This window comes from Halomonas sp. DP8Y7-1 (assembly GCF_019801685.1).
GTDB classification, from domain to species: domain Bacteria; phylum Pseudomonadota; class Gammaproteobacteria; order Pseudomonadales; family Halomonadaceae; genus Halomonas; species Halomonas litopenaei_A.
Genome location: NZ_JAHVIN010000004.1, coordinates 179,138 through 205,937, shown reverse-complemented (window position 1 = coordinate 205,937; position 26,800 = coordinate 179,138). Strand labels below are relative to the sequence as shown.

Annotated in this window: 18 protein-coding genes; all 18 read left to right on the top strand. The window is 54.3% G+C overall.

Annotated elements, in window-relative coordinates; translation table 11 throughout:
* Window positions 1-75 precede the first annotated feature (75 nt).
* The 18 genes from KUV41_RS05450 to KUV41_RS19625 all read left to right on the top strand — a co-directional run bounded on the left by KUV41_RS05450 (window position 76) and on the right by KUV41_RS19625 (window position 26,516).
* A complete protein-coding gene (locus tag KUV41_RS05450) occupies window positions 76-1,971 on the top strand; it encodes a methyl-accepting chemotaxis protein (RefSeq protein WP_222484091.1) in 1,896 nt (631 codons plus the stop codon).
* 1,560 nt (window positions 1,972-3,531) lie between these two features.
* The gene (cysD, locus tag KUV41_RS05445) at window positions 3,532-4,446 is read left to right on the top strand and encodes a sulfate adenylyltransferase subunit CysD (protein WP_206943683.1); all 915 of its coding nucleotides are present in this window, start codon (window positions 3,532-3,534) and stop codon (window positions 4,444-4,446) included.
* 116 nt (window positions 4,447-4,562) lie between these two features.
* On the top strand, window positions 4,563-6,569 hold the full coding sequence (gene cysN / locus KUV41_RS05440; protein ID WP_409995784.1) for a sulfate adenylyltransferase subunit CysN: 2,007 nt from the start codon (window positions 4,563-4,565) through the stop codon (window positions 6,567-6,569).
* Between the two features lie 352 nt (window positions 6,570-6,921).
* Window positions 6,922-7,206, top strand: coding sequence for a DVU3141 family protein (locus KUV41_RS05435; protein WP_222484087.1), 285 nt, complete (start codon window positions 6,922-6,924; stop codon window positions 7,204-7,206).
* 146 nt (window positions 7,207-7,352) lie between these two features.
* Window positions 7,353-9,014: a polysaccharide biosynthesis/export family protein gene (locus tag KUV41_RS05430; RefSeq protein ID WP_261395923.1), complete on the top strand. Its 1,662-nt coding sequence runs from the start codon at window positions 7,353-7,355 to the stop codon at window positions 9,012-9,014.
* A 31-nt stretch (window positions 9,015-9,045) separates the two neighbouring features.
* Entirely contained in the window at window positions 9,046-9,843 is a 798-nt protein-coding gene (locus KUV41_RS05425; RefSeq protein WP_222484807.1) for an ABC transporter permease, read from the top strand.
* Between the two features lie 10 nt (window positions 9,844-9,853).
* The gene (locus KUV41_RS05420; RefSeq protein ID WP_222484805.1) at window positions 9,854-10,954 is read left to right on the top strand and encodes an ABC transporter ATP-binding protein; all 1,101 of its coding nucleotides are present in this window, start codon (window positions 9,854-9,856) and stop codon (window positions 10,952-10,954) included.
* Between the two features lie 55 nt (window positions 10,955-11,009).
* Entirely contained in the window at window positions 11,010-12,092 is a 1,083-nt protein-coding gene (locus KUV41_RS05415; RefSeq protein ID WP_222484078.1) for a chain-length determining protein, read from the top strand.
* Between the two features lie 224 nt (window positions 12,093-12,316).
* On the top strand, window positions 12,317-13,384 hold the full coding sequence (gene rfbB / locus KUV41_RS05410; protein WP_222484803.1) for a dTDP-glucose 4,6-dehydratase: 1,068 nt from the start codon (window positions 12,317-12,319) through the stop codon (window positions 13,382-13,384).
* On the top strand, window positions 13,381-14,262 hold the full coding sequence (gene rfbD / locus KUV41_RS05405) for a dTDP-4-dehydrorhamnose reductase (protein WP_222484074.1): 882 nt from the start codon (window positions 13,381-13,383) through the stop codon (window positions 14,260-14,262). The genes rfbB and rfbD overlap by 4 nt, the downstream gene beginning before the upstream one ends.
* Window positions 14,263-14,712: 450 nt before the next feature.
* On the top strand, window positions 14,713-15,600 hold the full coding sequence (gene rfbA / locus KUV41_RS05400) for a glucose-1-phosphate thymidylyltransferase RfbA (protein ID WP_222484072.1): 888 nt from the start codon (window positions 14,713-14,715) through the stop codon (window positions 15,598-15,600).
* Between the two features lie 31 nt (window positions 15,601-15,631).
* The gene (gene rfbC, locus KUV41_RS05395; RefSeq protein WP_222484801.1) at window positions 15,632-16,174 is read left to right on the top strand and encodes a dTDP-4-dehydrorhamnose 3,5-epimerase; all 543 of its coding nucleotides are present in this window, start codon (window positions 15,632-15,634) and stop codon (window positions 16,172-16,174) included.
* Window positions 16,175-16,197: 23 nt separating this feature from the next.
* Window positions 16,198-19,104: a glycosyltransferase family 2 protein gene (locus KUV41_RS19630; RefSeq protein ID WP_222484800.1), complete on the top strand. Its 2,907-nt coding sequence runs from the start codon at window positions 16,198-16,200 to the stop codon at window positions 19,102-19,104.
* Window positions 19,105-19,155: 51 nt separating this feature from the next.
* Window positions 19,156-20,085, top strand: a complete 930-nt coding sequence (locus KUV41_RS05385; RefSeq protein WP_222484066.1) for a hypothetical protein — start codon at window positions 19,156-19,158, stop codon at window positions 20,083-20,085.
* 2 nt (window positions 20,086-20,087) lie between these two features.
* Window positions 20,088-21,275, top strand: a complete 1,188-nt coding sequence (locus KUV41_RS05380; RefSeq protein ID WP_222484064.1) for a glycosyltransferase family 2 protein — start codon at window positions 20,088-20,090, stop codon at window positions 21,273-21,275.
* A gap of 189 nt (window positions 21,276-21,464) precedes the next feature.
* Window positions 21,465-22,472 (top strand): hypothetical protein, encoded by a 1,008-nt coding sequence (locus KUV41_RS05375; protein WP_222484062.1) that lies wholly within the window; start codon window positions 21,465-21,467, stop codon window positions 22,470-22,472.
* A 1,251-nt stretch (window positions 22,473-23,723) separates the two neighbouring features.
* Window positions 23,724-25,319, top strand: coding sequence for a glycosyltransferase family 2 protein (locus KUV41_RS05370; protein WP_222484791.1), 1,596 nt, complete (start codon window positions 23,724-23,726; stop codon window positions 25,317-25,319).
* 102 nt (window positions 25,320-25,421) lie between these two features.
* Window positions 25,422-26,516: a glycosyltransferase gene (locus KUV41_RS19625; protein WP_222484790.1), complete on the top strand. Its 1,095-nt coding sequence runs from the start codon at window positions 25,422-25,424 to the stop codon at window positions 26,514-26,516.
* The last annotated feature ends 284 nt before the right edge of the window (window positions 26,517-26,800 follow it).

Sequence of the window (26,800 nt, the reverse complement as noted above, 5' to 3'; positions counted from 1 at the left end):
GTGAGTGTGAAATAGCCGATAGAGCTTTCTGTCGACCTCGCTCACGCGAGGCCCACCCCCCTGACAGAGAGCGACATGATTCATTCATTGAGATTTCGGCTCCTGTTGACCACCGTGGCCGTCATCCTGGCGGCCCTAGTGATCAACGGCCTAGTGAACTTCAGCATTCTTCAGCATCATCAGGAGCGCCAGGTCGGTGAGCAGCTGGCGTCTGTTGCCGAGGGCAACAAAGCCGCCATCGACGAATGGGTCATCGGTCATGGCCGGCAGCTCGAGGCGTTGGCGCCAGCGGTGGCCGTAGCGGATCCGATGAGCGCGCTACTGCAGCTTCAGGCAGGGGGTGGGTTCTACGCAACCTATATGGCCCACCAATCAAGTGGCGAAGCAGTATTTTCAGATGGCTGGCAAGCGCCCGCGGACTATGATCCGCGGCAACGCCCCTGGTACCTCCAGGCAGTGGCCGCGGAGTCCACGGTGGTGACACCTCCTTACAAGGATGCTGATAGCGGTAAGCTGGTGGTGACCTTCGCCACACCTTTCTATCGTCAGGGGAGCCTGGAAGCGGTAGCGGGTGGGGATATCATGATCGACAGCGTGATCGATGTCGTGAAGGGGATCGCCCCCACGCCTAACAGCTTTGCCTTTCTGGTGGATGGAGACGGCAAGCTGGTCGCACATCCCGACGCGTCGCTTAGCCTGGTCCCGGCCAGCGAGCTTGCCGAGCGCCTCACGCCAGACTTCCTGGTCCGCCTGAGTGAACAGCAGTCGCCGATCGAGGTCGAGATCGATGAGCGTCTGCGCAAGCTGTACGCCACGTCCATTGATGGCACGGATTGGCAGTTGGTGATCGCCCTGGATAGCCAGGAAGCCGGTGCCAGTCTCGCCCAGGTGACACAGGCGTCGATCTGGACGCTGCTGATCGTTGGCCTGGTGGCACTGCTGGTGCTGGGTGTGCTGCTTCGCTTCGCGCTCAAGCGGCTGTCCACCGCCAGGGATGCCATGGTGAATGTGGCCAGCGGCCATGGCGACCTGACCCGACGCCTGCCTGAAAGTGGCAAGGACGAAGTGGCGCAGATTGCGGCCGCCTTCAATCGATTTGTGTCGCGCATGGAGGCGGTGATGGTCACCATTCGCGAAAGCAGCGAGTCCGTGCGCGTGGCCGCAGGCGAGATTGCGCTAGGCGGTCAGGACCTGTCACGACGCAGCGAGTCGACGGCCTCGAGCTTGCAGCAGACGTCGGCATCCATCGAAGAAATCACCAGTACCGTGGCGCACACCGCAGCATCATCCCGGGAGGCTCGGCGCCAGTCGGGTGAAGCGTCCGGAGTGGCCGAGAAGGGCGGTGAGGTAGTCGCTGAGGTGGTGACAACCATGGAGTCCATCACCGAGTCGTCAAGCCAGATCGGCGCCATCGTCAAGGTCATGGATGGGATCGCCTTTCAGACCAACTTGCTGGCGCTGAATGCATCGGTAGAGGCCGCGCGAGCGGGTGAGCATGGGCGCGGCTTCGCCGTTGTGGCAAGCGAGGTACGCCAGCTCGCCACTCGCTCAGCCGATGCGTCACGAGAAATTCGTGGACTGATTGAGACGTCCGGCGAGCGAGTCGCCAGTGGCACGGAACTGGTGCGTCGGGCCGGCCAGACCATGGACGAAATCGTTCACCAGGTGGGGCGCGTCGCCTTGAGTCTTGACGAAATCAGCGTGGCTGCCGATGAGCAGAGCGAGGGCATCGCTCAGGTCAACATCGCCGTCGCTGAGCTGGATCGTATGTCTCAGCAGAATGCCAGCCTGGTCGAAGAGTCCACTGCTGCCACCGAACGTCTGCTGGAGCAGGCAGACCGGCTGGGTCAGCTCGTCTCGGGATTTACCCTGGGGACACCCGCGACCTTGACCCAGACCAGAGGGCCATCGCCGGCGCATATGCCTGATCTGTCGTCGTCCACTAGTGGCTCCGCTGCTACGGCCGTCTAACCCTTGAGTACAGCCCCCCGACAACCGTACGGAGGAGCGATGCAGATACGAAGCGCCTATTCCGAGGGGGGCTGTTCTAAGGGCGCAGTGCTCTGAGAATGATTGGCCAGCGTGCCCGTCGCTTTCCTGGTCATCTGGGTTCGTCGCCAGGCCAGGGGAGCGATGGGCATCGTACTTGTGACTGAGGCATAGGGCTGAGTGTCGATGGCGCACCGCCGCCGGCGTAGGGGATGGTCATTCAGGACTCGGGTTTACGGCTAAGTGCACAGGGGGAATGAGAAATGTAGGTACTAAAGGTCTGTTGTGTCGATATCGTGTCGATGTCATTTCGCGCTTGCCGATCGAGGCTGCGGCCCTTCCATGCTTCCCCTGCTCATTGGCGCCTGACTTTCGTCGACTTCCTACGTTTAATGCCGTAGAGCCAATGTGTGTCCGAGGATTGTCCTTAAGGACGAGGGGATGAACGGTTTTTTTAAAATTATAGAAATTAATATATTAATCCAATCTCGTTAAAATATTAGTATCGTGACGTGGTTTTTTTAATTGCCCGCCAGCTTTGCATAATAATCTTCGCATAAACCGTACTTACTTTTCCCGCTCCATTACGCCGTACTCTTAGCCACCGCCATGGCTGAGTTTTATTCAGCAAAGCGCTGAGGTTGTTGTCTGTACAACAGTCGTAGGAAATAAGACGCTTACTTTGCTTTTGCGAGGTTTTATCTTTCTTGATTTTTTATATCTCATTGTTTTTTCGTATATTTTTTGTCGTTTTTCATGCGCTTGTCGGTGCCGGGTAGCCTGCGTTGTCGGGACGTGAAGTCTGGGTTTATTTGTATCGGCATAATTGTATGTCGTTGGATTACTCATTATGCCGAAGTCGTTTTATTTTCGTAGTGAGTGGCAGGGTTGGCTGGATGATGACAGACAAGATCATTAACATCCTCGGTTGTAACGTAAGACGGTTCTTTTGTTTCAAAGTGTATGAAGAGCCGCGTAACAGAAAAAATGTGCAGAAAGTGCTGTTGGGCACTGAAGTGGGCGAGGGGAAACGTCCGTGACATCCCCGGGGCGGTAGCGTGCTTTTAGCATTGTTCACGTATATATCGTCCCATCGGCACGTCAGAGTCTGGCAACGACGCGTTAACACATAAGCCCTAACACTCAAGGCGCCATCACACAGGCACCAAGATAAGGGCCGCAGTTGTTGCAGTTGGGTAAGGTCCAGAAGACAGGGTCAGAAAACAGGGTCAGAAAAAGACGGCTTGGCAGGGTACCTTGGCATGGCGTTCACGGACCTGCTGTTTCCATGCCGCCTCAGGCTCCTGGCGGTGTCTCCGCCGGTCCTGCTCTTTCGACCTGGAGGCTTCTGACACTTCTCCTCTTGCTATGGCAGCCGGTCCCCCACCTTCACCCCAGCTGTCTCGCCGACGCGCCATGGCCGAACCGTTCCCCTGTACTTCCGATGCCATCTCTCATCTCTCATCGCCTTGCTGATGCCCCTTTACGACCGTATTTCTGGCGGGCATAGGCCGGCCCTTATTTTCTTGAGGATTAGCTTCCATGGATCTAGCACCCGACAGGCAGACTCACCTGAGACAACTCGAGGCTGAGTCGATCCATATCATCCGAGAGGTGGCGGCCGAGTTTCGGCGGCCCGTCATGCTGTACTCGATTGGCAAGGACTCGTCGGTGATGCTGCATCTGGCTCGCAAGGCGTTCTTTCCCGGGACGCCTCCGTTTCCCCTCATGCACGTCAACACGACCTGGAAGTTTCGGGAGATGATTGCCTTCCGGGATCTCATGGCCAAGCAGTCTGGCATGCAGCTTATCGAACACATCAATGAGGAAGGCGTCGCTGCCAACATTAACCCGTTTGACCATGGCAGTGCCAAGTACACCGATGTGATGAAGACCGCTGCACTCAAGCAAGCGTTGGACCAGCATGGTTTCGATGCTGCTTTCGGTGGTGCTAGGCGTGATGAAGAAGCCAGCCGTGCCAAGGAACGCATCTTTTCCTTTCGTGACCGCCACCATCGCTGGGAGCCCAAGAGCCAACGTCCCGAGCTATGGAGTCTGTACAACGCCAAGATCAACAAGGGTGAGTCGATTCGCGTATTTCCTCTCTCCAACTGGACCGAGCTGGATATCTGGCAGTACATCCACCTCGAATCAATTCCCATCGTTCCGCTGTACTTCGCTGCGCCACGCCCGGTGGTCGACAGAGACGGAATGCAGATCATGGTGGACGATGAACGCCTCCCCCTGGCTCACGATGAAGTTCCTCAACAGCGCTGGGTACGTTTTCGCACCCTGGGGTGCTACCCGCTGACCGGTGCGGTCGAGTCACGGGCCTCGACGCTACCCGAGATCATTCAGGAAATGCTGCTGACTCGCACCAGCGAGCGAAGTGGTCGCGCCATCGACCATGACCAGGCTGGATCGATGGAGAAGAAGAAGCGCGAAGGCTACTTCTGACATCACGTCCTAGCAACGAGCCTACTTAGCAGCAGAAATAGGGCGCTTAAACGGCGGCCTCCAGGTTGCATGCGTAGAGATAGCGACACCTCGCACCAGGGCGCGGTGCTCAACCCGTGGATGTTGGCTCTGCCTGGACAGCGTTGCTGCTGAGTTTACCCGCCGGCCGTTTTGCATGGCGGCATCCTCTCTTTCAACAGGAATTCTGCATGTCTCACCAGTCCGAGCTGATTGCCAGCGATATCGAGCGCTATCTTCACGAGCATGAGAACAAGGACCTGCTGCGGTTTATCACCTGCGGTAGCGTGGACGATGGCAAGTCGACCCTGATCGGCCGCCTGCTGCATGACTCGAAGATGATCTATGAGGATCAGTTGGCGGCCATCACTCAGGCCTCTCGGACGAGTGGGACGACGGGGGATGAGGTCGACCTTGCGCTGCTTGTCGATGGACTGCAGTCCGAGCGAGAGCAAGGGATTACGATTGATGTGGCATACCGGTTTTTCTCCACCGACCGGCGCAAGTTCATCATTGCTGATACGCCTGGGCACGAGCAGTACACCCGCAACATGGCGACTGGGGCGTCGACGGCAAGTCTTGCCATTATCCTGATAGATGCGCGACATGGTGTGCAGACCCAGACACGGCGCCATAGCTTCATCTGTGACCTGCTAGGTATTCAACATCTGGTGGTAGCGATCAACAAGATGGATCTGGTGGGCTACGACCAGCGGCGCTATCAAGAGATCGTTGAACAATATCAGTCAGTTGTCGATCGCGTCAGCGCTCGGGATATCCGCTTTATGCCGATTTCAGCGCTCAAGGGTGACAATGTGGTGGAGCCAAGTAGCGAGATGCCCTGGTACGACGGGCCGAGCCTACTGGAGCTGCTGGAAACGGTGGAATTGCAGCATGACCAGAACTTGCGTGACCTGCGCTTGCCCGTGCAGTTCGTCAGTCGTCCTAACCTGGACTTTCGCGGTTATGCCGGCACGCTGACGTCCGGGATCTTGACGGCAGGTGCCACGATCAGAGTCCTGCCCCGGGGCACCACGAGCCAGGTGAAGCGAATCGTTACCATGGATGGGGATCTCGAGGCTGCGTTTCCGGGGCAGGCCATCATGGTCACTCTGGCTGGCGACATCGATGTCTCGCGAGGAGACTGGATCGTAGCTGCCGATGACCCTGTGACGCTATGCGATGGTTTCGAAGCCGATATCGTCTGGATGCATGAAACGCCGTTGGAACCCGGCAAGCTCTACGACATCAAGCTGGCTACGCGAGACCTGGCCGGGAAGGTAGTGGCCATTGATTACCTGATCGACGTCAACACCTTGGAGCAAAGACATGGTGTACAGCTCGATCTCAATGCCATTGCGCGCTGCCGCCTGGAGCTGACAGCCGAGGTGCCAGTAGATGACTACCGCCGCTACCCGGGCACCGGGTCTTTCATACTGATTGATCGGCTCACCAACCTGACCGTTGGTGCAGGCATGATTCATAGCCCTGTGGATAGCGAACTGCCGTATGAGTTTCGCAATCATGACAGCAAAGCCAGCGTGGTCTGGAACCGCACCACGGTCACCAAGGCCATGCGTGAGCGAACCAATGGGCATGCTGGCCGATGTGTCTGGTTCACCGGTCTATCTGGCTCCGGCAAGTCCACATTGGCGAATGCTCTGGAAGTCGAACTGAATCGACGTGGCTATCACACCATGATTCTCGATGGAGACAATATCCGTCACGGGCTGTGCAAAGATCTCGGGATGAATGAGAGAGATAGAGCAGAAAATATTCGGAGAGTCGGTGAAGTAGCACGTCTCTTCGCAGAATCCGGCGTCATTGTGATAACGGCGTTTATTTCACCTTTTCGCGCAGACAGAGAAGCCGCTAGAGCCCTGTTCGATCAGGATGGTTTTGTAGAAGTGTTCGTGGACACGCCCCTGGATGTGTGTGAGAAAAGAGACCCTAAGGGACTGTATCAAAAGGCAAGAGAGGGAAAAATTGCCGATTTCACTGGCATCAACAGCCCCTACGAAGCACCCGTCGATGCCGAAATCGTTGTGGATACTGAGAAGATGAGCGAGAAGGACATTATTGCGAAGTTACTGAAGTATATGTAAGCGTCTACCTAAAGCCATTTGGCGAGACAATCTCAGTGTTTTTGTCACGGTGATGTCGGGGTTATACATTTCTGTTAAACACGCTTTCCTGTTTGTGCAGATATACCACAGAAAGCGAGATTATCGCGAGCTCAGAAGCATGGCCGGACAATGCAGGGGACGAAAGGTAGATGCGATGGATGCGAAAGGGATGAAAGTAGGGGTGGGGGCAGGAAGAGCAATAAGCGCTGCCAGCAGGGCAGTGCACCAGCGCAGTCAGATACGACTGTCTGCCTTAGCACTGCTGTTGCTGTGGACCCTGGGGGGATGTACTCATTCGCCTATGGCGCCGACCCGTGTGGACGCCAGCATTATGGCTACACCGACTGGGCGGTCGTTAGATGCATCGCTGGCACGGTTTCTGACAGACGCTAGTGCGGGTAGCGTCACGGTCTTGCCGAGCAGCCCCTGGGGAGCCAATGCCGAGGTACAGGCAGATGCCCCCTACTTTGCTGCGAGTCGGCGAATCTGCCGTCATCTCACGATACGACGCGCCAACGCAGAGCGAATGGTGGCGGTGGCCTGCCGGGGTGAGCAAGGTAACTGGACCAGTGATCGATTGGTGACAGCGCTGTTTAACGGAGCGGAGACCTGGTGATGGCGTACATGGACGGTACGAGCGAGGGACGCAAGCTGGGTAATAGATCTGAAGTAGCAGAAGCGGACGGCGACAGTGAGAGCTGTCGAGCCGGGCTCTGCTCGCTGAAATACACCATGGCTCTCGTGGTGATGGTGTGGCTCATTATGTTGCCGATCGCTGCCATGGCACAGAGCCTGGTGCTGCCGGATGACATTCTGCCAGGCGCTCAACGGCAGGAAGGTGTTGAGGCGATCGACGACCGGCCCCGCACAAACTGGCACAACGATCGCTATGGGCCTGTGGCTTCTTCGTCTATCTCCAGTACAACACCTAGCGTTGACCTGTTGCCGCCCTTTGGCGACAACCTTTTCGCGGGAGGATTCCGCGGCACTATGGCGGACGGCTTGAATCGCGACTACCGGATCAAGCCCGGTGACCAGGTGACATTGAGGGCATGGGGGGCGGTAGAGTTTGATCGCGTGATACCTGTGGACGCGCAGGGCAATATCTTTCTGCCCTCGATAGGGCCGCTTGCGGTGCAAGGCTTGAGTCATGGTGAGCTGGATGCCAGGGTGCGGGCTGCCATTCAGAACATCTATCCCGACAATGTGCAGGTCTACACCAATCTTCAGGGCGTCCAGCCCGTGGGCGTCTATGTGACCGGCTACGTTCATAGCCCGGGTCGCTACGCAGGCACTCCATCAGACTCGATCCTGTACTTTCTTGATCAGGCCGGCGGCATCGATAACGCTCTTGGCAGCTATCGTCGGGTCAAGCTGATGCGCCAAGGGCAGCACTTAGCCAGCTTCGACCTTTATCGGTTTCTCCTGGACGGCAGTATTGCTCGGCCCCAGCTCCGCGATGGCGACACCATCGTGGTGGAGGAGCGCGGGCCGTCGATTGCGGTAACGGGAGACGTGGAGCGTGCCTATCGCTACGAGCTGTTGACGAACCAGTTGAGTGGTAGTGAGCTGGTCACTTTGGCGCGCCTGAAAAGTGGGGTATCACACGCTCTACTCAGGGGACAGAGAGCGACCGGCCCGATGGCGACGTATCTGACCCTGGCGGAGTTTGCGGGCCGCCAGATCAGGCCCGGCGATGAGGTCATCTTCAGCGCTGACCATCAGGAAGACACCATTGTGGTGACGTTGGAAGGGAGCTTTATGGGGCCGTCTCGATTTGCTCTCCCTATCGACGCTCGCTTGGGTGAGTTGCTGGATGCGGTCGCCGTTCAGCGAAACCTGTCTGCCAGTGGCAATGTCTCGATTCGCCGAGAAAGTGTCGCTCTCCAGCAGAAGCAGGCATTGGAAGATAGCCTGCGTCGTCTGGAAACAACCTATCTCGGGGCATCATCCGCTACTGACGAGGAAGCGCAGATCCGTGTTCGTGAGGCTGAGTTGATTCAGACCTTCGTAGCTCGTGCCCGTCAGCTGGAGCCTAGTGGGCGGCTCGTGGTGGCAAGTGATCAAGGGGTTGCGGACATCAGGTTGCAGGATGGGGATGTGGTAACCCTGCCCGAGGCGTCTGACTCGGTGCTGATCAGTGGTGAAGTCGTCGTTCCCCAGGCGATGGTCTTTCAGACGGGAGCTGGGCTTGATCATTATCTTGAGGCTGCAGGCGGGCTGACGCAGAGGGGGGATGACGACCATATTCTGGTGGTGAGGCAGAACGGCGCTGTGCGAAATGCGGATGATGTCGCGCTCCAGCCTGGAGATGAAATTCTGGTGATGCCCAAGGTACCGACCAAGAATCTCCAGCTGGCGACGAGCCTGACGCAGATTCTCTACCAGATTGCCGTGGCTACCAAGGTAGCGGTCGATCTGTAGAGTGGCAGCGGACCTGGAGGAGAATACCGGCATGAGTCGTGCGGCAACGCGTCATCCCTGGGTGGTGACCCGCAGCGTGTGGTATGCGCTGTTCCTGCGGGAAGCGATAGCCCGCACCATGACGGACCGTATGGGTTGGTTCTGGATGGTGGCAGAGCCCATTCTTTTCACGCTTATCATGGTTGCCATCCGTAGTTTTGTACATGCGGACAGTTTGATAATAGGTGCCCCTTTTTTGCCCTGGATGGTCGTTGGGTTGATGGGTTTCTTTCTTGTGAGAGAGGGCATGATCAGGGGCATGGGAGCTATCGGGGCGAATCAGGCCTTGTTTGCCTATCGGCAAGTAGTACCTATAGATCCTGTGATGGTAAGGGTGGGGTTAGAAGGGCTATTACGGTCTTTTATATTCCTCCTCTTTATTGTAGGTGGCCTGCTGCTTAAGGTCGATGCTATGGCCCCGGATGATGCGCTGATAGCACTATCCTGGTGGCTGGCGCTGTGGGTGCTGGGGCTAGCACTGGGGCTGATCGTATCAGTGCTAGCCACCTTGGTGGCTGAAGTCGCCATTGTTCTAAGAATGGCAATGATGCCGATGCTGATCCTGTCTGGCGTCATTTTTCCGATTCAGGTGGCTCCCCATTGGGCGCAACAGTATTTGTTACTGAATCCTGTGGTACATGGGTTAGAACATCTAAGAAAAGGTTTTTTCGTTTCCTACTGGCCGGTGGCGGGGGGCAGCGCAGTATATTTCTGGCTGGTGACCCTGACATTGATGTCACTTGGGTTGATATTGCACCTTCGTTTTAAGCACCGTCTGATGGCGCATTGACTACGACGCCATGATAGAAATAGAGCATCTGTATAAGCGATATCACCATCACTTGGTCAGGGACTGGGTGCTGAGGGACATCCATCTGACGATTCCGGCAGGGGTCAGTGTGGGTGTGCTGGGGCGAAACGGCGCAGGAAAGTCGACGTTGCTTAGACTGATTGCGGGAATGGATACCGCAGAACGTGGACGCATCCGGCGTCACGTCAGGGTGTCCTGGCCGATGGGACTGGCGGGCGGTTTTCAGGGAAGCTTGACTGGGCGCCAGAACGTCAAGTTTGTAGCGCGCATTCATGGGGCTGGCAGGGATGTCAGTGAGGTTATCCGGCGCGTGGCGACATTTGCCGAGCTTGGCGAAGCCTTTGATGAGCCAATCCGTACCTATTCAAGTGGTATGCGTTCCCGGCTCAACTTTGGTCTTTCGCTCGCATTCGACTTTGATGTCTATTTGTCGGATGAGGCCACATCCGTAGGTGATCGTGCCTTCAGGGCCAAAGCCACTCAAGCCTTCAAGGAACGTGTAGGCCGATCAAGCCTGATCATGGTCTCTCACAGCGAGGGCATATTGCGAGAACTCTGCCAGGCTGGGATCTATTTGAAGGAAGGCCAGGCCTTCTGGTTCGATGACATTAATGATGCTATCGCCGTGTACCATCGTGACAGCGATCAGGTACTTGGGTCACGTACGACCACTAACCTCACTGAAACGGCCATGTTTCCTCAAGTGGCTCCAGGCCTATCAGAATCGTCAACCGCTATTGCTGGTCCTGAGACGTCTCTACCGGACGCCGAACAGCAACACCCCGAGCGTCAGCCCGCCGATGATAAGGTGGCATCATTCCGTTCCCCTAAGCCGACGGAAGGGCTTGACCAAATGCCTCTTGATGCGTTGAGAAGGCTGCTGAGGCGGCGGCGCCATACAATGATGCGCTGGCAGGCACGCCTGGACGAGTTTGGGGGCTCTGCCACGGCTGGCGATGTTCAGCCTGACGGAAAGTTGCATGAAAGCTTAGTCCTACGTCGCAATATCGCGCGGGACCGTCTGCACGAAGTTCGCCGAGCGATTCAGGCAAGGGACCCGGCACATCAACGTCATGGAACATCACCATGATGATAGGCCCCATGGATAGCATCCGCCGGGGTATCGCCACCAAGGAACAAATACAATGTTGCGATGGTTGATGGGACGCCCACACTGGTTTGTGGTTTCTTTAGCGATTCTGTTCATGTCGTTCTACTGGCTTGTATGGGCTGAGGATCGCTATGTTTCTGAAGCCGTTGTGGTACTGGAAAGTCCGCAAATTGCGCCTGAAACGTTTAGTTTCTCAAGTCTTCTGGCCGGCGCGAATGTCGACAGCGATATGCTGCTTTTGAGAGAGTATTTACTCTCTGTCGATATGCTAAAATTGGCGGACAGACAGTTAGATTTACGTTCCCACTACAGTAAACATGGAGATTTTCCAGCAAGGTTATGGAACGCGGACGCACCGATAGAAGACATGCACGAGTACTATTTAAAGCGTGTGCGCGTGTCACTCGATGACTATGCAGGTGTTCTAAAGATTGAAGTACAAGCGTTTACTCCTGAGTTTGCTCAGCGGCTAACGTCCCTTCTGCTCGAGGCAGGCGAGTCGCATATGAATGAAATCGGGCAACGGCTCGCTGAAGAACAGGTAAGGTTTCTTGAAGTGCAGGTTGAACGTCTTTCTCTGAGGCTTGATCAGAGTCGAGAAGATCTACTCGATTATCAGAATACACATGGACTGGTATCCCCGACATCAACGGTTGACAGCCTGAATCAGGTTGTCGCAAGTCTTGAAGGTGAATTGGCCAGGATGCAGGCACGGAGGAGTGCCTTGGCCAGCTTCTCGAGCCAACGCTCGGCAGACATGGTCAGAGTAGAGAGTGAAATCACAGCGCTACGGCAACAGATCGATCGAGAGCAGGAAAGGCTGGCCAAAGCAACAGGAGATTCTCTCAACCGGCTATCATCTGAATATCAGCGGCTTGAGTTGCGTGCCAGATTTGCACAGGAAACCTACTCGAGCGCACTGACTGCCTTGGAAGGGACCCGTATAGAGGCTGCTCGCAAGTTGAAGCAAGTGAGCGTGTTGCAGAGCCCACTTCTACCAGAATATGCGACACAGCCAGAACGGCTCTATAATCTTTCAATCTTCTCTATCGTAGCAATATTTATTGCTTTCATTGCTAGCATGTTGTGGATGATTGTTCAGGATCATAGAGACTAACGTAAGGCCAGGAATTAACTTGGCCATGGCGCATAACAAACTCTACGGAATACTAACACCTCTGACTCCTTTAAATCGGTTACTGAATCATATCTTGATGGCCCTTATGCCTGGCCAGCTTCAATCGCACTACTATCTTCTTCTCCCGGCTAGCAGTGGTCATCCTGAAAGGATGCTGTCCACGGCACTGGGCCGATCACTTGCACGATTACCAGAGGCGCTATATGACCAAGACCTTTCTTGTAACCGGGGGGGCTGGCTTTATCGGTTCGGCCGTAGTCAGAGAGCTGATTGCTAATACCTCTCACCGCGTCATCAATGTCGACAAGTTGACGTATGCCGGGAACTTGGCCTCTGTCGCCTCCGTGGCGTATGACGCTCGCTACACCTTTGAGCGCGCCGACATTTGTGATGATGACGCCATGGCGAGAATTTTCGAACAATATCAGCCGGATGTTGTCATGCACCTGGCAGCGGAAAGTCATGTCGATAGATCCATTGATGGTCCGCGGGAATTTATCCAGACCAATGTAGTGGGAACGCTGACACTGCTTGAGGTGGCACGTGCGTATTGGGAGCGCACCAAGCAAAGCGAAGAAGACAAGGCCAGGGGGTTTCGTTTTCATCACATCTCTACGGATGAGGTGTACGGAGACCTGGATGATGATGGTAGCCTTTTTACTGAGCAGACCCCCTACGCCCCCAGCTCACCTTACTCGGCTAGCAAAGCGGGATCAGATCATCTTGTTCGAGCATGGCTACGTACCTATGGCTTACCCTGCATCATCACTAACTGCTCCAACAACTATGGCCCTTACCACTTTCCCGAGAAGTTGATTCCGTTGATGATTCTCAAAGCGCTACAAGGAAGTCCCTTGCCCGTTTACGGTGACGGAGGGCAGGTGAGGGACTGGTTATATGTGGAAGATCACGCCCGTGCCTTGGTGCAGGTGGCAACGGAGGGAGTAGTGGGTGACACCTACAATATTGGTGGTCATAACGAAAAAACCAATCTGGAAGTGGTGCACATGCTCTGCGACCTTCTGATGGAGATGGCGCCGTCAACACATCACTATCGGGACCTTATTACCTACGTCAATGATCGTCCAGGGCATGACCGGCGCTATGCCATCGATGCCTCCTATATACAGCGAACGCTTGGCTGGGAACCTCGCGAGACCTTCGAATCAGGCTTGCGCAAGACCGTCTCCTGGTATCTTGCCAATGAGCGATGGTGGAAGGCAGTCCAGGATGGAAGTTACCGCGCCGAGCGGCTGGGTGTATTGTCATGAGCGTAGTGTTGCTGGGAGCGTCTGGTCAGGTAGGGCACGAGTTGCGCAAGGCTCTGGCGATTCATGCTGACGTGCAGGCACCCTCCCGGCCCGAACTCGACCTCGCCGATATAGATCAGGTGCGCGCCTACCTATCCCATTATCATCCTCAGTGGGTGATAAACGCCGCGGCGTACACCGCAGTGGATAAGGCAGAGAGCGAGACCGAGCTTGCCTTTCGACTCAACGCTGGGTTACCAGCGTGTCTGGCCAAATACTGTGCCGAGCGAGACATATTACTGACGCATTACTCTAGCGACTATGTGTACCCAGGCGATGGAGAGCATTCCTGGAAGGAAGATAGTCCGACAGGACCCTTGTCCTACTACGGGCAGTCCAAATTGGCAGGCGACAAGGCGGTGCAGGCCAGTGGCTGTGCAAGCCAGATATTCCGTACCAGCTGGGTGTACAGCGCTAGGGGCAACAACTTCATGAAGACCATGCTGAGACTTGGTCGTGAGCGTAAATCACTATCTGTCGTTGATGACCAAGTAGGCTCACCGACACCCGCCCGTTTGATTGCGGACATGACGGTATGGGCTTGGCAGCGATATCTGGATGACCAGGAACTAACAGGAATGTTTCACCTAGCCCCAAGAGGAGAGGTGTCATGGTACGGTTTTGCCCGAGAGATCTTTCGTCTAGCGAGAGAGGCGAATATCCCGCTCGCGATAGATGAGGCGGCGCTGGTGCCTCTTGCGACAAGCGAATATCCCACTGCGGCGACGCGCCCTTCCAACTCCCGTCTTTGTCTTCGCCGTACTGAGAGCACCTTCGGAGTGAGACTGCCACATTGGAAGGAACAGCTGGCGCTAACCCTGACAGATTACCTGAAATAGGAAAGCGGCCGAAGTTGACGCTGTTGGCGTTCTGGAAGGGGGCGTATTTTCGCGGCTCTGAGTAGCGCCTTTCCTGACGCTAATTTGCAGGTTGCCTGTGTCCATCTGATCTTATCGCTCTCACTTTATGTTGGCTGAAAGGTGTGTGTCTTACACAACACACTCCACTACTGGCTTCTCTATATTGTCGATATCGCTCCATGTGCTTGAGGGCCAGTCAAACGATTTTAAAAGTAGTAAAGTGAACAACTGGTCAGTAAATTCTTTAGAAAGACAGATTTCCGGTCTGTCCAACGATATTATTCTGCTTTCCTTGATGTTTAATCCCGTCTTCCCCTTCGTCGCGTTTCTATCTTGTCCTGTATGTCGTCGACACCGCACTGAATATGTTAGCCAACCCGCTTATAAAAATAGCGTGCCCAGTGGTCAGTATCCCCAGAGGTCTTCACCATGAATCGTAAGGGTATTATCCTTGCCGGAGGTTCCGGCACACGTCTACATCCCATCACTCACGGCGTGTCGAAGCAGCTGCTTCCGGTCTACGATAAGCCAATGATTTACTATCCGCTATCCGTTCTGATGTTGGCGGGAATACGCGACATTCTTGTAATTTCCACGCCTGAGGATCTACCCGTATACCGTCAGCTACTGGGGAACGGTGAAAAATTCGGTGTTTCCCTTAACTATGCCATTCAGCCGAAACCCGAGGGCCTTGCCCAGGCGTTTATCATTGGCGAGGACTTTATCGGCAGTGATCCGGTCTGTTTAGTTTTGGGCGATAACATTTTTCACGGGCAACATTTCTCAGAGCAGCTGCTGAGGGCGTCGGATCAGTGCCGTGGAGCTACTGTCTTTGGATACTTCGTTAAGGATCCCGAGAGATTTGGTGTCGTCGAGTTCGATCAAAACGGCCGTGCCATATCGATCGAGGAAAAACCGACACGCCCGAAGTCATCCTATGCAGTGACCGGTCTCTATTTTTACGACAATGATGTTGTCGATATTGCTAAAAGTGTGAAGCCTTCCGCCAGGGGAGAGCTGGAGATCACCTGTATCAATAACGAATATCTGGACCGTGGTCTCCTTCACGTGGAGCGCCTGGGAAGGGGGTTTGCGTGGCTCGACACCGGGACGCATGACAGCCTTCTCGAGGCAGCTCAATACGTACAGACAGTAGAGCATCGTCAGGGACTGAAGATTGCGTGCCTGGAAGAAATTGCCTGGACTCAGGGATGGATTAGTGACGAATTCCTTTTATACCAGGCCGCAGGGCTAGCCAAGACGGGCTATGGAGTCTATCTAAAACAATTGGTGTCGTCCAAGGCAGTCGGGCTATGACAGGCCAAGCATAAGGGGAAGGAATAGGTCAATGAATGCAGAGAAGCTGGCAATACCCGATGTTGTGCTAATGACCCCCAAAGTGTTTGGTGACGAACGGGGATTCTTTATGGAGACATTTCGCCAAGAGCTCTTTAATGAGCACTGCGGCGATCAGCAATTTGTGCAAGATAATCATAGTCGTTCAGAGCAACATATTCTGAGAGGGCTCCATTATCAGCTTAAGCAACCACAAGGAAAGCTGGTGCGAGTCATTCGGGGCGAGGTGTTTGATGTTGCAGTCGACATGCGACGTCACAGTGACACTTACGGAAAGTGGGTGGGGGCTTTTCTTAGTGAGGACAACCGGCAAATGCTGTGGGTACCTCCAGGTTTTGCTCATGGATTCTTTGTCACCAGTGACCAAGCCGAATTTGTTTACAAGTGTACTGATTACTATGCACCAGGTGATGAGGTGTCGATTCGTTGGGATGACGAGACACTGTCGATAGATTGGCCTCTAAGTGGCTGTACTCCACGCGTGTCTGACAAAGACGCACGAGGGATGGCATTTATCGATGCCCCCGGCTACTAGATGATAGATAGGGAGTGGAAGTAGTGGATGATGAATCAGGGCAGGGGCAGGCCTCTTCGGAGTATCCGGATCTGACGAATTTGGCGTTATCGGCAAGGCTACGGCGTATGCAGACGTCGCTCAGTTGGCGTGCGACCAAACCACTTCGTGATCTGGGCGGCCTGTATCACAAGTACATTAGAAAGAGCAGTCGGCTGGACCTGCTCCCTATCCACGAACTGCAGCTGATTACGAGAGATAATCGGGTCATATGGGTCGCGGTGGGTGATGATCCCCAGTTTCTGCTGACACCGCTTAACCCGGCTGTCTTAAAACAAGGCGGTTGGTTTAGTCTGGAGTATGAGTTCTCAGCGCGCTTTGCTGTTGAGCAGTGCGTGTACCTGGACTATGGGGACGGTTTCCAGCCTGATGTCGTGTGGACACGCGCTATTGCCAAGCCTGGGCGGCAACGCCTCGTCGTCTACATTCCGAGGGGGACGCAAGGTCTTCGGTTGGACCCCATGACCCGACCGGGAGAATTCCAACTCGACGACCCGGTGCTGAGACGAATCGACCCACCTCAGTTAGAACGTCCCTGGTCGGGTATCGATGGCTTTCTCAAGTGCTGCGAAGGTTGTACTGTCACCCTCACAGAGGCCCAACAACTCGAGCGTTGCCTAGAAGGGGAATTCCACTGGCGATCCCATGGAACTGATCCCGCTTTCACCGTGAGCCGACGAGCCCAGGATGGCTTGAGTGAGGGCTGGTGTCGAATCGAGTTCATTATCACAGGTGAGTACCAGCATCAGGTCGCCAAGCTTTACATCGACTATGGTGAAGGCTTTACGGAGGATGAGTCCTACCCGGTCCCGTTTCAGTCTGGCATGTCCACCTCGAGGGTGCTGCGCCTATCAGGAGATGTGGTCAATATTCGTTTCGACCCTTGGGAACGGGAGGGACTGTTTCGACTCGAGCGACTGTGCATCGATAATATTTTGGAGGGTGACGCCCACAGGGACATTGCCAGTAGACTGGCCAGTAGTCGCCCTGAGTATGCCGGCCTGTCAGCATCGGACATATGGTTGGGTGCGGTCAATGATGTCTCGATGGAAGAAGACGAACATCATGGTGAGCCCGGCAAGATCTCGCAGTCAGAAGGCAAAGTCAAAGACCTAGAAGGCCCTGAGGATATCCTCCATCGATTACTGGAGGATTACGCCGAGACCTTCATCGTTAATGAGGCCGAGCTTTCCTACCAAAAATGGATTGATGAGGTAGAAACGCTCGACTTACCCAGCAGAGACACGATTAAGGATTTCATTTCGGCGATACCATCACCGGTCGTTATCTCGATTTTGGTTCCCGTTTACAATACCGATGAGCACCTCTTGGCGCAATGTATTGAGTCAGTGATCGCCCAGTCGTACCCTCATTGGGAGCTGTGTCTTGTCGACGATGCCTCTCCGTCACCACATGTGTCAAAGGTGTTGAAGGCGTATAGTGAGAGAGACAAACGCATCAAGTACCATCTCCGTGAAGATAACGGCCACATTTCCAAAACCACCAATGATGCCCTCGCTCTTGCAACAGGAGAGTACGTGGCGTTGCTGGATCACGACGACGAACTGGCAGTAGATGCCTTGTATTTCGTTGCTAGAGAAATTTCTGAACACCCCGACGCCCAAATCATCTATAGCGATGAAGACAAAATTGATTTCGCAGGTATGCGTTGTGAGCCACATTTTAAACCAGATTGGAATGTGGATCTTCTCTATTCACAGAACTATGTTTCTCATCTGGGTGTGTATCAAAGAAAGCTCGTTGAAAAGATTGGTGGCTTTCGCGTAGGCGTCGAAGGCTCTCAGGACTATGATCTTGTGCTGAGGTGTCTACCCCATGTGCATCCGGACAATATTCGGCATATTCCTCGTGTATTGTATCACTGGCGAGCAATTGAAGGTTCCACTGCACTGGCCGAAGAGGGAAAAGACTATACAACATCCGCTGGGATCCAGGCATTACAAGATCACTTTATGTCCTCTGCGGTAGAGGGGGCGATGGTTCAGCAGGGGATGGTGGCAAATACCTACCGTGTGCAGTGGCCGATTCCTCAACCTTCACCGCTTGTGAGCATGTTGATTCCTACCAGAGATAAGAAGGAAGTTACGGAGTTGGCAGTACGTAGCATTCTTGAGAAGACACTGTATTCACATTATGAAATCATTATTCTTGATAATGGTAGTGTTGAGCCGGAGACTCATGCATTCTTTGAGGAAATTCAGCGTGAGGACTCCCGTGTTACTGTGGTGCGCTATGATCATCCCTTTAATTACTCTGCTATCAACAACTTTGGCGCGACCTTGGCCAAAGGAAGTGTTATCGGTTTGATTAATAATGATGTGGAGGTCATCTCGCCAGAATGGCTAGGAGAAATGGTATCTCACGTCTGCCGAGAGGATGTAGGTTGCGTGGGAGCAAAACTGTATTATGGCAACGACACAATTCAACATGCAGGCGTCATCGTAGGCTTGGGGGGCGTTGCCGGCCATTCTCATAAGCACTTTCCCAAAGAGTCTGGTGGTTACTTCAATCGTCTCAAGGTGGTGCAATCAGTGACAGCCGTGACAGCAGCCTGTCTGTTGGTCAGAAGGGATGTTTATAACGAAGTTGGTGGGCTTAACGAAAACGAATTGAAGGTTGCGTTTAACGACGTTGACTTTTGTTTAAAGGTACACGCTGCCGGGTATCGTAACATCTGGACGCCGTATGCCGAGTTGTATCATCACGAGTCTATTAGTCGCGGAGCTGAGGATAATCCTGAAAAAGTCGCCAGGTTCAATGCTGAAATAGAGTATATGAAGAATTCGTGGGGACGTATCATCGATCATGATCCAAGTTATAACCCCTGCCTGACAAAGAGTCGCGAGGATTTTTCCATTGGTGGACGATAATGACTGCCGTATTAAATATCACTAGCGGAGCTAGTGAGAGAGCTCGGAGGGATGATGGCTAAAAATAATGCGTTAATTAACAAGGGTGTCGTTGTTGTCGGAAACCCTAAGTCGGACAAGACGTCTCCTATTATTGTCATTGGTACGGCGCGCGGCGGGACGTCTATGGTGGCGGGCGTCTTGGCTAGATTGGGCGTTTATATGGGGGATCAGGCCAGTCATCCGGTCTACGAGGACGTTCGTCTTTCTGGAGCATTCGAGCGTAATCAACTTGCCAAGGCGAAGCATATCATTAACGAATACTCCATGAAGCATGTGTACTGGGGGTGGAAGCGTCCTTCGATCATTGATCACCTTCCCGAAGTTGATGCCCTGGTACCGAATGCGCGTTATATCTTTATCTATAAGGACATACTCTCGATTGCTCAAAGAAATTCTATCTCCATGCTTGAACAAGTCACCATGGGGATGGGCCGTGCACTGACGCAGTATCAAAAGACTTTGGGCTTTATTAATAGCCACACCCCTCATGCTATGCTGGTGTCGTATGATAAGGCCACTGCATATCCAGAGGTATTTCTCTCTATATTAGAGGAATTTTGTTCTCTCCAGCCATCGAGGGAGCAGCGTGATAGTGCACGTTCTTTTATTGATCCAGAACCCGAGGATTATATTGAATCCACCCGCATAACGAAATCGCAAGGCAGCCTTGTGGCTTTTGATGGGCAGCATGTCAAGGGATGGGCTCAATATGTTCATCGAGGGCGGCATGCCGAGGTCGAGATATTCATTGGTGAGCGCTCTATTGGCGTAGTGACTGCTAATGAAGCAGATCCGGGTTGTGGTGCACCCGATAACTTGGCTTGCGGCTTTTCCTTCACTTTGCCGGATGATGAAAGTGTACTGCCTGGTGAATGCGTAAGGGCAAGGGTCGTCAACGATGTTGTTGATTTGGTCAACTCACCGCTGAGGATGAACTAGCAATGGAGAAGCTTTGTCTTTCTGGAATTGTAAAAAATGAAGTTGACTACATGGTGGAATGGGTGGCCTGGCATCACCTCGCCGGTTTTGACAATATCATCGTAGCTGACAACATGTCGAACGATGGCACGAGATCATTGCTTGAGGCGATGGAGCTAATTGGGTGCCTCAAACTAATATATCAGCCGACTTTGGCCAAAAATACTCAAGCGCATTGTTACAACCGGGTGTTAGAAATTGCTCTCGGCAAGTTTGAATTTGTGATGTTTCTTGACGCTGACGAGTTTCTGGTGCACGAAAGTCAACGTCATGGGGAGGAGCGGCGCTGCCTTGAACAGCTAGTTGGTGCGGGTGATGTCGGCAGTGTCTGTGTTAACTGGCGATGTTTTGGTTCCGGAGGCCTAATCAAGAAGACTCCGGAGCCTGTCCTTCAGCGGTTTACTCACTGCTCGGGCGACCCTAACTTTGAAGGAGATCGTCATGTGAAAAGTCTGGTCAAAGTCGATCATGTTAAGAGTTTAGGAATTCACGCCAGCTTGTTGATTTCTGACCTTAAATATGTTGATTGCATGGGGAAGGAAATCTTGGACTTTTCGCAACGGGCTGGCCAGACTGTTAAGCCTGGCCCATTATGTGGTTTGACAGGTGATGTTCGCAAGGGGCCTTTGCGAGTGCATCACTATGCCGTAAAGACAAAGGAGGAGTTCGCCGCTAAATGTCGACGCGGAAGTGCAGCTAGCACTAGCCTTACGCGAGGTGAAAATTATTTCAAGCATCTTGATGTCCATGGCGAGCAATTTTTCTTTGACCCAGGGAAGCTAAGTCGCCTTGAACGAGAAATGGCGGGGTTGGATCAGCGCTTAGCCAGTGAGACCCCATTAGGCCGCCCTCTGAGGGGGATCGTGATTGTATCTAATGCTACCACGGTGATGGGCTGGATCACGGACTTGCAAGGTGAGGCGGGTGGTCTATTTGTGAACATATTTGTCAATGGCGTGCATGTGGGGCGTGTTTCGGCTGACATGTATCGTCCAGATCTTCTACATTCAGGTAGGTCAGTGGACGGATACTGTGGTTTTCGTTGGACGCACTCTCTTCCGTTGAAGCGTGGCGACAGGGTAACGGTGACACCCCACGCCAATGCATCTAATTTGGGCGGCCATAGTAATACCATTATCGGCGAAGATTGATATTCCAGTTTTTTATTAGAAAAATAGTAACTTAGCGCTTGAGAGATATCAGGATTCGTGGTGGAGACTGTTGCTATATTATGTGACAGGCGCACACTCTTTTTTTGGATCTCTACGATAGTGTAATGCCAAGAAGCTCATTGTCGGGTTGTGGGACGTTGATTCTCCTTATAGAAAAGGGTGTGGGGTATGCAGCTGCATGAAGAAGAATGTCCTGTATCAAGTGAAGTGACCGTGGGTCCTTTGTTTTTTATTCACATACCTAAAACGGCTGGTACAAGCTTTCGTTTAGGGGTTCAGCAGGCTTTAGGTAACCAACATATCGTGTATGACTATGGGCTTGAGGCTCAGGGCACTCATGCTTTAGTACGGCAGTATATGTACGAGGGGCGTGATAATGTATGGCAGTTTTACCGCAGTTGTGTTGCCATGCAGGCAAAGATGGTGGCCGGGCACGTTAATGCTGTCAGATACTTGCCTGTCTGCGGCGCAACTCAAACCTTGACGTTTCTTCGTGATCCTCTTCAACGGGCAGCCTCTGAATATTGGCATCATCAACGTCATGACCGTTACAAAATGAGCTTTGCTGAATTTATCCGGCTCGAGGGTTTTTTGAATCGCCAGCTTGCCGTGCTTCGTGGTGTCGAGCCTGAAGCTATCGGTGTCATCGGACTGACTGAACGCTACTCGGAGAGTTTGGAGATTATTAATACTCGCTATGACATCGATGTTCCTCAGCGTCAGGAAAATCTTGCAGCGCCTCGACTAGGTGCACGCTACGATATAGATCCAGATGATGAGCGAGACTTCCTTGAGCTGAATGCTAGGGAAGTGGAGCTATATCAGCATTGCTGCAAGCTCTTTGACGTGCGAATGCAACTCTATCGGAGGAATCTGCGATTTTCTCACTGCAAGATGACCCGTTGTGATATGCAGGGTGTTTCTGGATGGGCGTGGTGGGAGACAGAGTCCGATGATCAGGTCGTTGTTGAAGTATTAGTCAATGGCGAGCGAATGGTAACGGTTCCGGCGACGCAGTCCTGTAGTGATGTTCAAAGCTGGCGAGCACCGAGAAGCGGTTGTGTAGGGTTCAAGGTGGCGATCAAGTTATCAGCGGGTGATGAAGTGCAGTGTCGAGTCGCAGATACCGGTCAATGTTTCCCCATCGAACCTTACCGAATAGCGGCACCACATTGACGTGGAGCATAAGACTATCTGCAGACTTGAGCACGCAGCATGAGTGAGGATAGTACGTCTTCGGTGGTGTTACGACTTCTTGAGCGAGCGAACTTTATCGTCCACCCTCAGCGGTATTGGCGGCCTTGGAGTGGTTTGGGAAAGCTCGGGAACGGTCGTCTCGACTGGCAATGGGAGGCTCTGGATGATGATCCCCAGTTTCTTCAGCGCAGGCACTTGCCCCTTCCCGGGTGGCATATGGTTGAACTCGACCTGGACCATGATCAGCGGCACGCGCTAGTACGTCTGTATTTTGATACTGGTAGTGGCTTCAGTGAAGAGGAGTCACTCGTAGTGCCCTTGCGAAACGGGCGCATCAGTAAGCGTCTCGTGTATGTCAAAGGATGGCTGAAACGCCTACGCTTTGATCCTCTTGATTCGCCTGGTCGCTTTGCCGTCAGACATTTTCGTATCGTCTGGCTGACACCCTGGTTTGCCCATGATCGTCTGAGTCAGCGACTGGTGAACATGCATCATCGTTGGCGAAATGTCCCACGGGCAAGTGTGATACAAGGCTGTCGTCAGCGCGCCAGGTTGGAGCGGCGGCACTGGCGTGAATTGGCTTTGGCTGACTACGAAGAGACGTTTGAGTGGATGTGTTCGGGTCAAAGCTATCCCCAGTGGTTACGCGAACGTGGCTGGGAGGAGGCGTGGGAGCGTCTAGACGAGCAGGATACTAGCGTATCTTCTTGGCCTGTTGGGCCAGTGATTTCTCCTGTTCATCGTGTTGTGGCTCGGTCCGCCACGCTAATGGGTGAGGGCAACCTATATGACCTCGAAAGGGTGGATGGACGGGCGGAAAGGCGGGATGAAGAGACGGTCAGGCAGCAAGATGCCCATCCTCCACTGCCAGCGCGTGAGGCGGTAAAGGCTGGAGAGGTCATCTATCGCCAGAATTGGCGGACGACCAGCCGACAGGCCGATTTTGGGGAAATTCGCGCCGGTACCGAGGGGCTCCGTGGCTCCCGCGCACGTGATCGTTCAAGAACCCGTCAGTCGAAAAGGAAGGCGGGGGGGGCGCGATCTCGCGATGACAGTCGCAGTCGACAGCGGGTGATGCTGGAGCACAAGAGATCGTTTGGGCGTATGGATGTTCAGGGGGAGTCGCGGTTGGTCCGTTCACAGGCCGGCCCCAGGTTCTCCGCTCGGGACGTGCCTGGTGCGGCCCAGGCAGCCGACGCCCATAGAGTCTGTCACCCTACGACACCGCAGGTGTCGATTCTGGTTCCCGTCCACGACCCCGTGCCGGCTCATCTGCGTCAATGCCTTGAATCGGTACTGGGGCAGGACAGCCCCCATTGGCAGCTGTGCCTGGTAGATGATGCTTCCCAGGACCCTCAGGTGATTGCCCTGCTTGAGGAGTTTGCTGCAAGGGACAACAGAATCGAGCTCGCACGCCTCGAGCAGCATGGGCACGTATGCGCAGCCAGCAACAAGGCGCTATCCATGGCCAAGGGGCAGTACATCGCCTTGTTAGACCATGATGACATGCTATCGCCGTGCGCCTTGAGCTATGTGCTTGAGGCTACCAGCCTGTTTCCCGCGCCACTGCTCATGTATAGCGATGAAGACAAGATCGACTCCCGTGGCTATCGCTGCGAACCACACTTCAAACCAGGGTATAACCCAGACCTGCTGTTGGCACAGAACTACATCGCTCACTTGTGTGTGTTTGATATCGAACTGGTACGTCAACTTGGGGGCTTCCGCGCTGGCTTCGAGGGTAGCCAGGATCATGATCTTGCGTTGAGGGTGTGTGCTGCGGCGGATCCTGATCGCGTCGTCCATATCCCACGCGTGCTTTATCACTGGCGTGCTTCTCCCGGCTCTACGGCCTTGTGCAGCGACGCCAAGCAGTACGCCTTCGATGCCGGACTGCGCGCCGTGGCAGACCATTTGCAACAGGCCCGCAGCGGGGCTGAGGTAGAACCAGGGCCGTTGCCCCATACCTACCGAGTTCGCTGGCCGTTGCCTGACCCTCTACCATTGGTCAGCCTGCTGGTTCCCACCAAGGATCGTATCGATCTGTTGGCGCCCTGCGTTGAAGCGATTCTCTCGCGCACCCGTTATCCGCACTTCGAACTGCTGATTCTCGATAATGACACTCGCTGTCCAGAAACGCTGGCATACCTCAAAACCGTCGCTGAGGCGGATAAGCGTGTCAGAGTAGTGGCGTGGAACCACCCGTTCAATTATTCGGGAATCAATAACTTTGGCGCCCGCCATGCTCGGGGCGAGTTGCTCGGTCTACTCAATAACGATATCGAGCCGATCAACGAAGATTGGCTAGATGAGATGGTACGTCACGCGGTGAGGCCAGATATCGGCTGTGTCGGTGCCAAGCTCTACTATCCCAACGACACGATCCAGCATGCGGGCGTTGTACTTGGCATAGGGGGAGTGGCTGGGCATGCCCACAAGTATTTCAGTCGTCACGCTAACGGTTACTTTTCGCGGTTGATGCTGGCTCAGAACTATTCTGCGGTGACGGGGGCCTGCCTGCTCGTTCGAAAGTCGCTGTTTGATCAGGTAGGCGGACTGGATGAGCGCCACTTGCCTATCGCCTTCAATGATGTCGACTTTTGTTTGCGAGTCCGCGCTGCCGGTTATCGCAATGTATGGACGCCGTATGCCGAGCTGTACCACCACGAGTCTGAGTCTCGTGGTGCCGATGACAACGCCAGCAAGCGGGCCAGAGCCAGTGGTGAGGTGCTGTATATGCGCAGCACCTGGAAAGAGCAGCTCGATCATGACCCCGCCTATAACCCCAACCTGACCCTGGTTCATGAAGACTTCTCTTTACGCTGATAGTGGCCGTATCGGGGCGCTGGGCGATGTCAGGCGAGACACTGGGCACGTTGGCTGTCGTGGCATTTCCTGCTGGAGCTTTTCTGGGGGGGAACCCAGCGTGTGAAAGCTGATGATCTGAAAGGCGCAGTCGGACGGCGCCATGCAACGGGAAGCCTGAGCGCCGCCCGAGCAAGATGGCTATTGCTTAGCGATGGTGCGCTGCCCACTGAGGATATCTACTTTATGGCGACGGCGGCGCCCGGGTTGCGCAAGGCCGGCGCCAACGTGACTCGATTGAATACTCGACGATGGGTGACCCCCAGACTATGTTGGCCTTGGCTCGGGCGCCTGTTGTCCGGGGCACAGGTCATTGTCTGCAGAAGTCTGCCTCGCCCCTGGCTTGAGCTGCTCGAGTCGCAGCGTGGCCTTTTGGCGAGTCTGCATTATCTGCTGGACGATGACATCGGGGCAGCCGCGGAGGATGCCAGCCTACCGCCGCCCTATCGCGAGCGTATGGCCTTGCTGTCCCGCTATTGCGTGCCACGGCTATTGGCCCTGGCTGATGAAGTCGTGGTGGCAAGTGAACGGTTGGCCCGTCGTCTCAGTAGCCACCACGGGACGGTGACGGTGTTGACGCCGGCTCTAGGCTCATTGCCTGGCGCGGCGACTCCGCTGCCGGGTGACGGGCAGTGGCGGCTGGGATATCACGGGACGCGAGCCCACCGAGAGGACCTTGCAAAGATCAGCCCAGCCCTCGTCAATGTCTTGTCGTCGTTTGACAGCGCCTCGCTGGAGGTGGCGATGGGGGCATTTACCCCTGAACCGCTGCGCGATCATAAGCAGGTCATGATCCTTGCACCCATGGGATGGCATGCCTATCGGCGACGGCTCGGCCAGACGCGCCTGCACGTAGGGCTTGCTCCGCTGTGGCCATCAGCCTTTAACAGCGCCAAGTCACACCTCAAGTTTCTCGAGATTGCTCGCATGGGAGGGGTCGGTGTCTACAGCCGCCGTTCGCCATATCAAGAGATCGTCGATGATGGCGTGGATGGTGTGCTGGTAGATGATGATGATCTCGCCTGGCAGGAAGCTCTGGAGCGGTTGCTGACGTCCCCTGAACAGATGCAGGTCATGGCTAGGCGTGCCTTGGAAAAGGCCGCGGATATAGGTAACCCGGCGAGGCACGAAGCCTTTTGGCGCGAGCGACAATGCTAGGAAAGTGTTTGCAATACTCAAGGCTTGCCTGACTAGGGCTTGTACGAAAAGTGCCTGCGCTTGGTGATACGGCGTTAAAAATCGGCTGGTACGCCAGCCCGGTCAAAATGCTCATTTACACCTCGTAAACTGCGCTTTCTCACCAATTTTTGCCTTGTCTAACCTTCGCTCGTCGACTTTTCGGACAAAGCCTAGGAAGCTCACTTCAATCTCTCTTCTCTCTTCTCTCTTCTCTCTTCTCTCTTCTCTCTTCTCTCTTCTCTCTTTTTCCCTCCCCTCGCTTT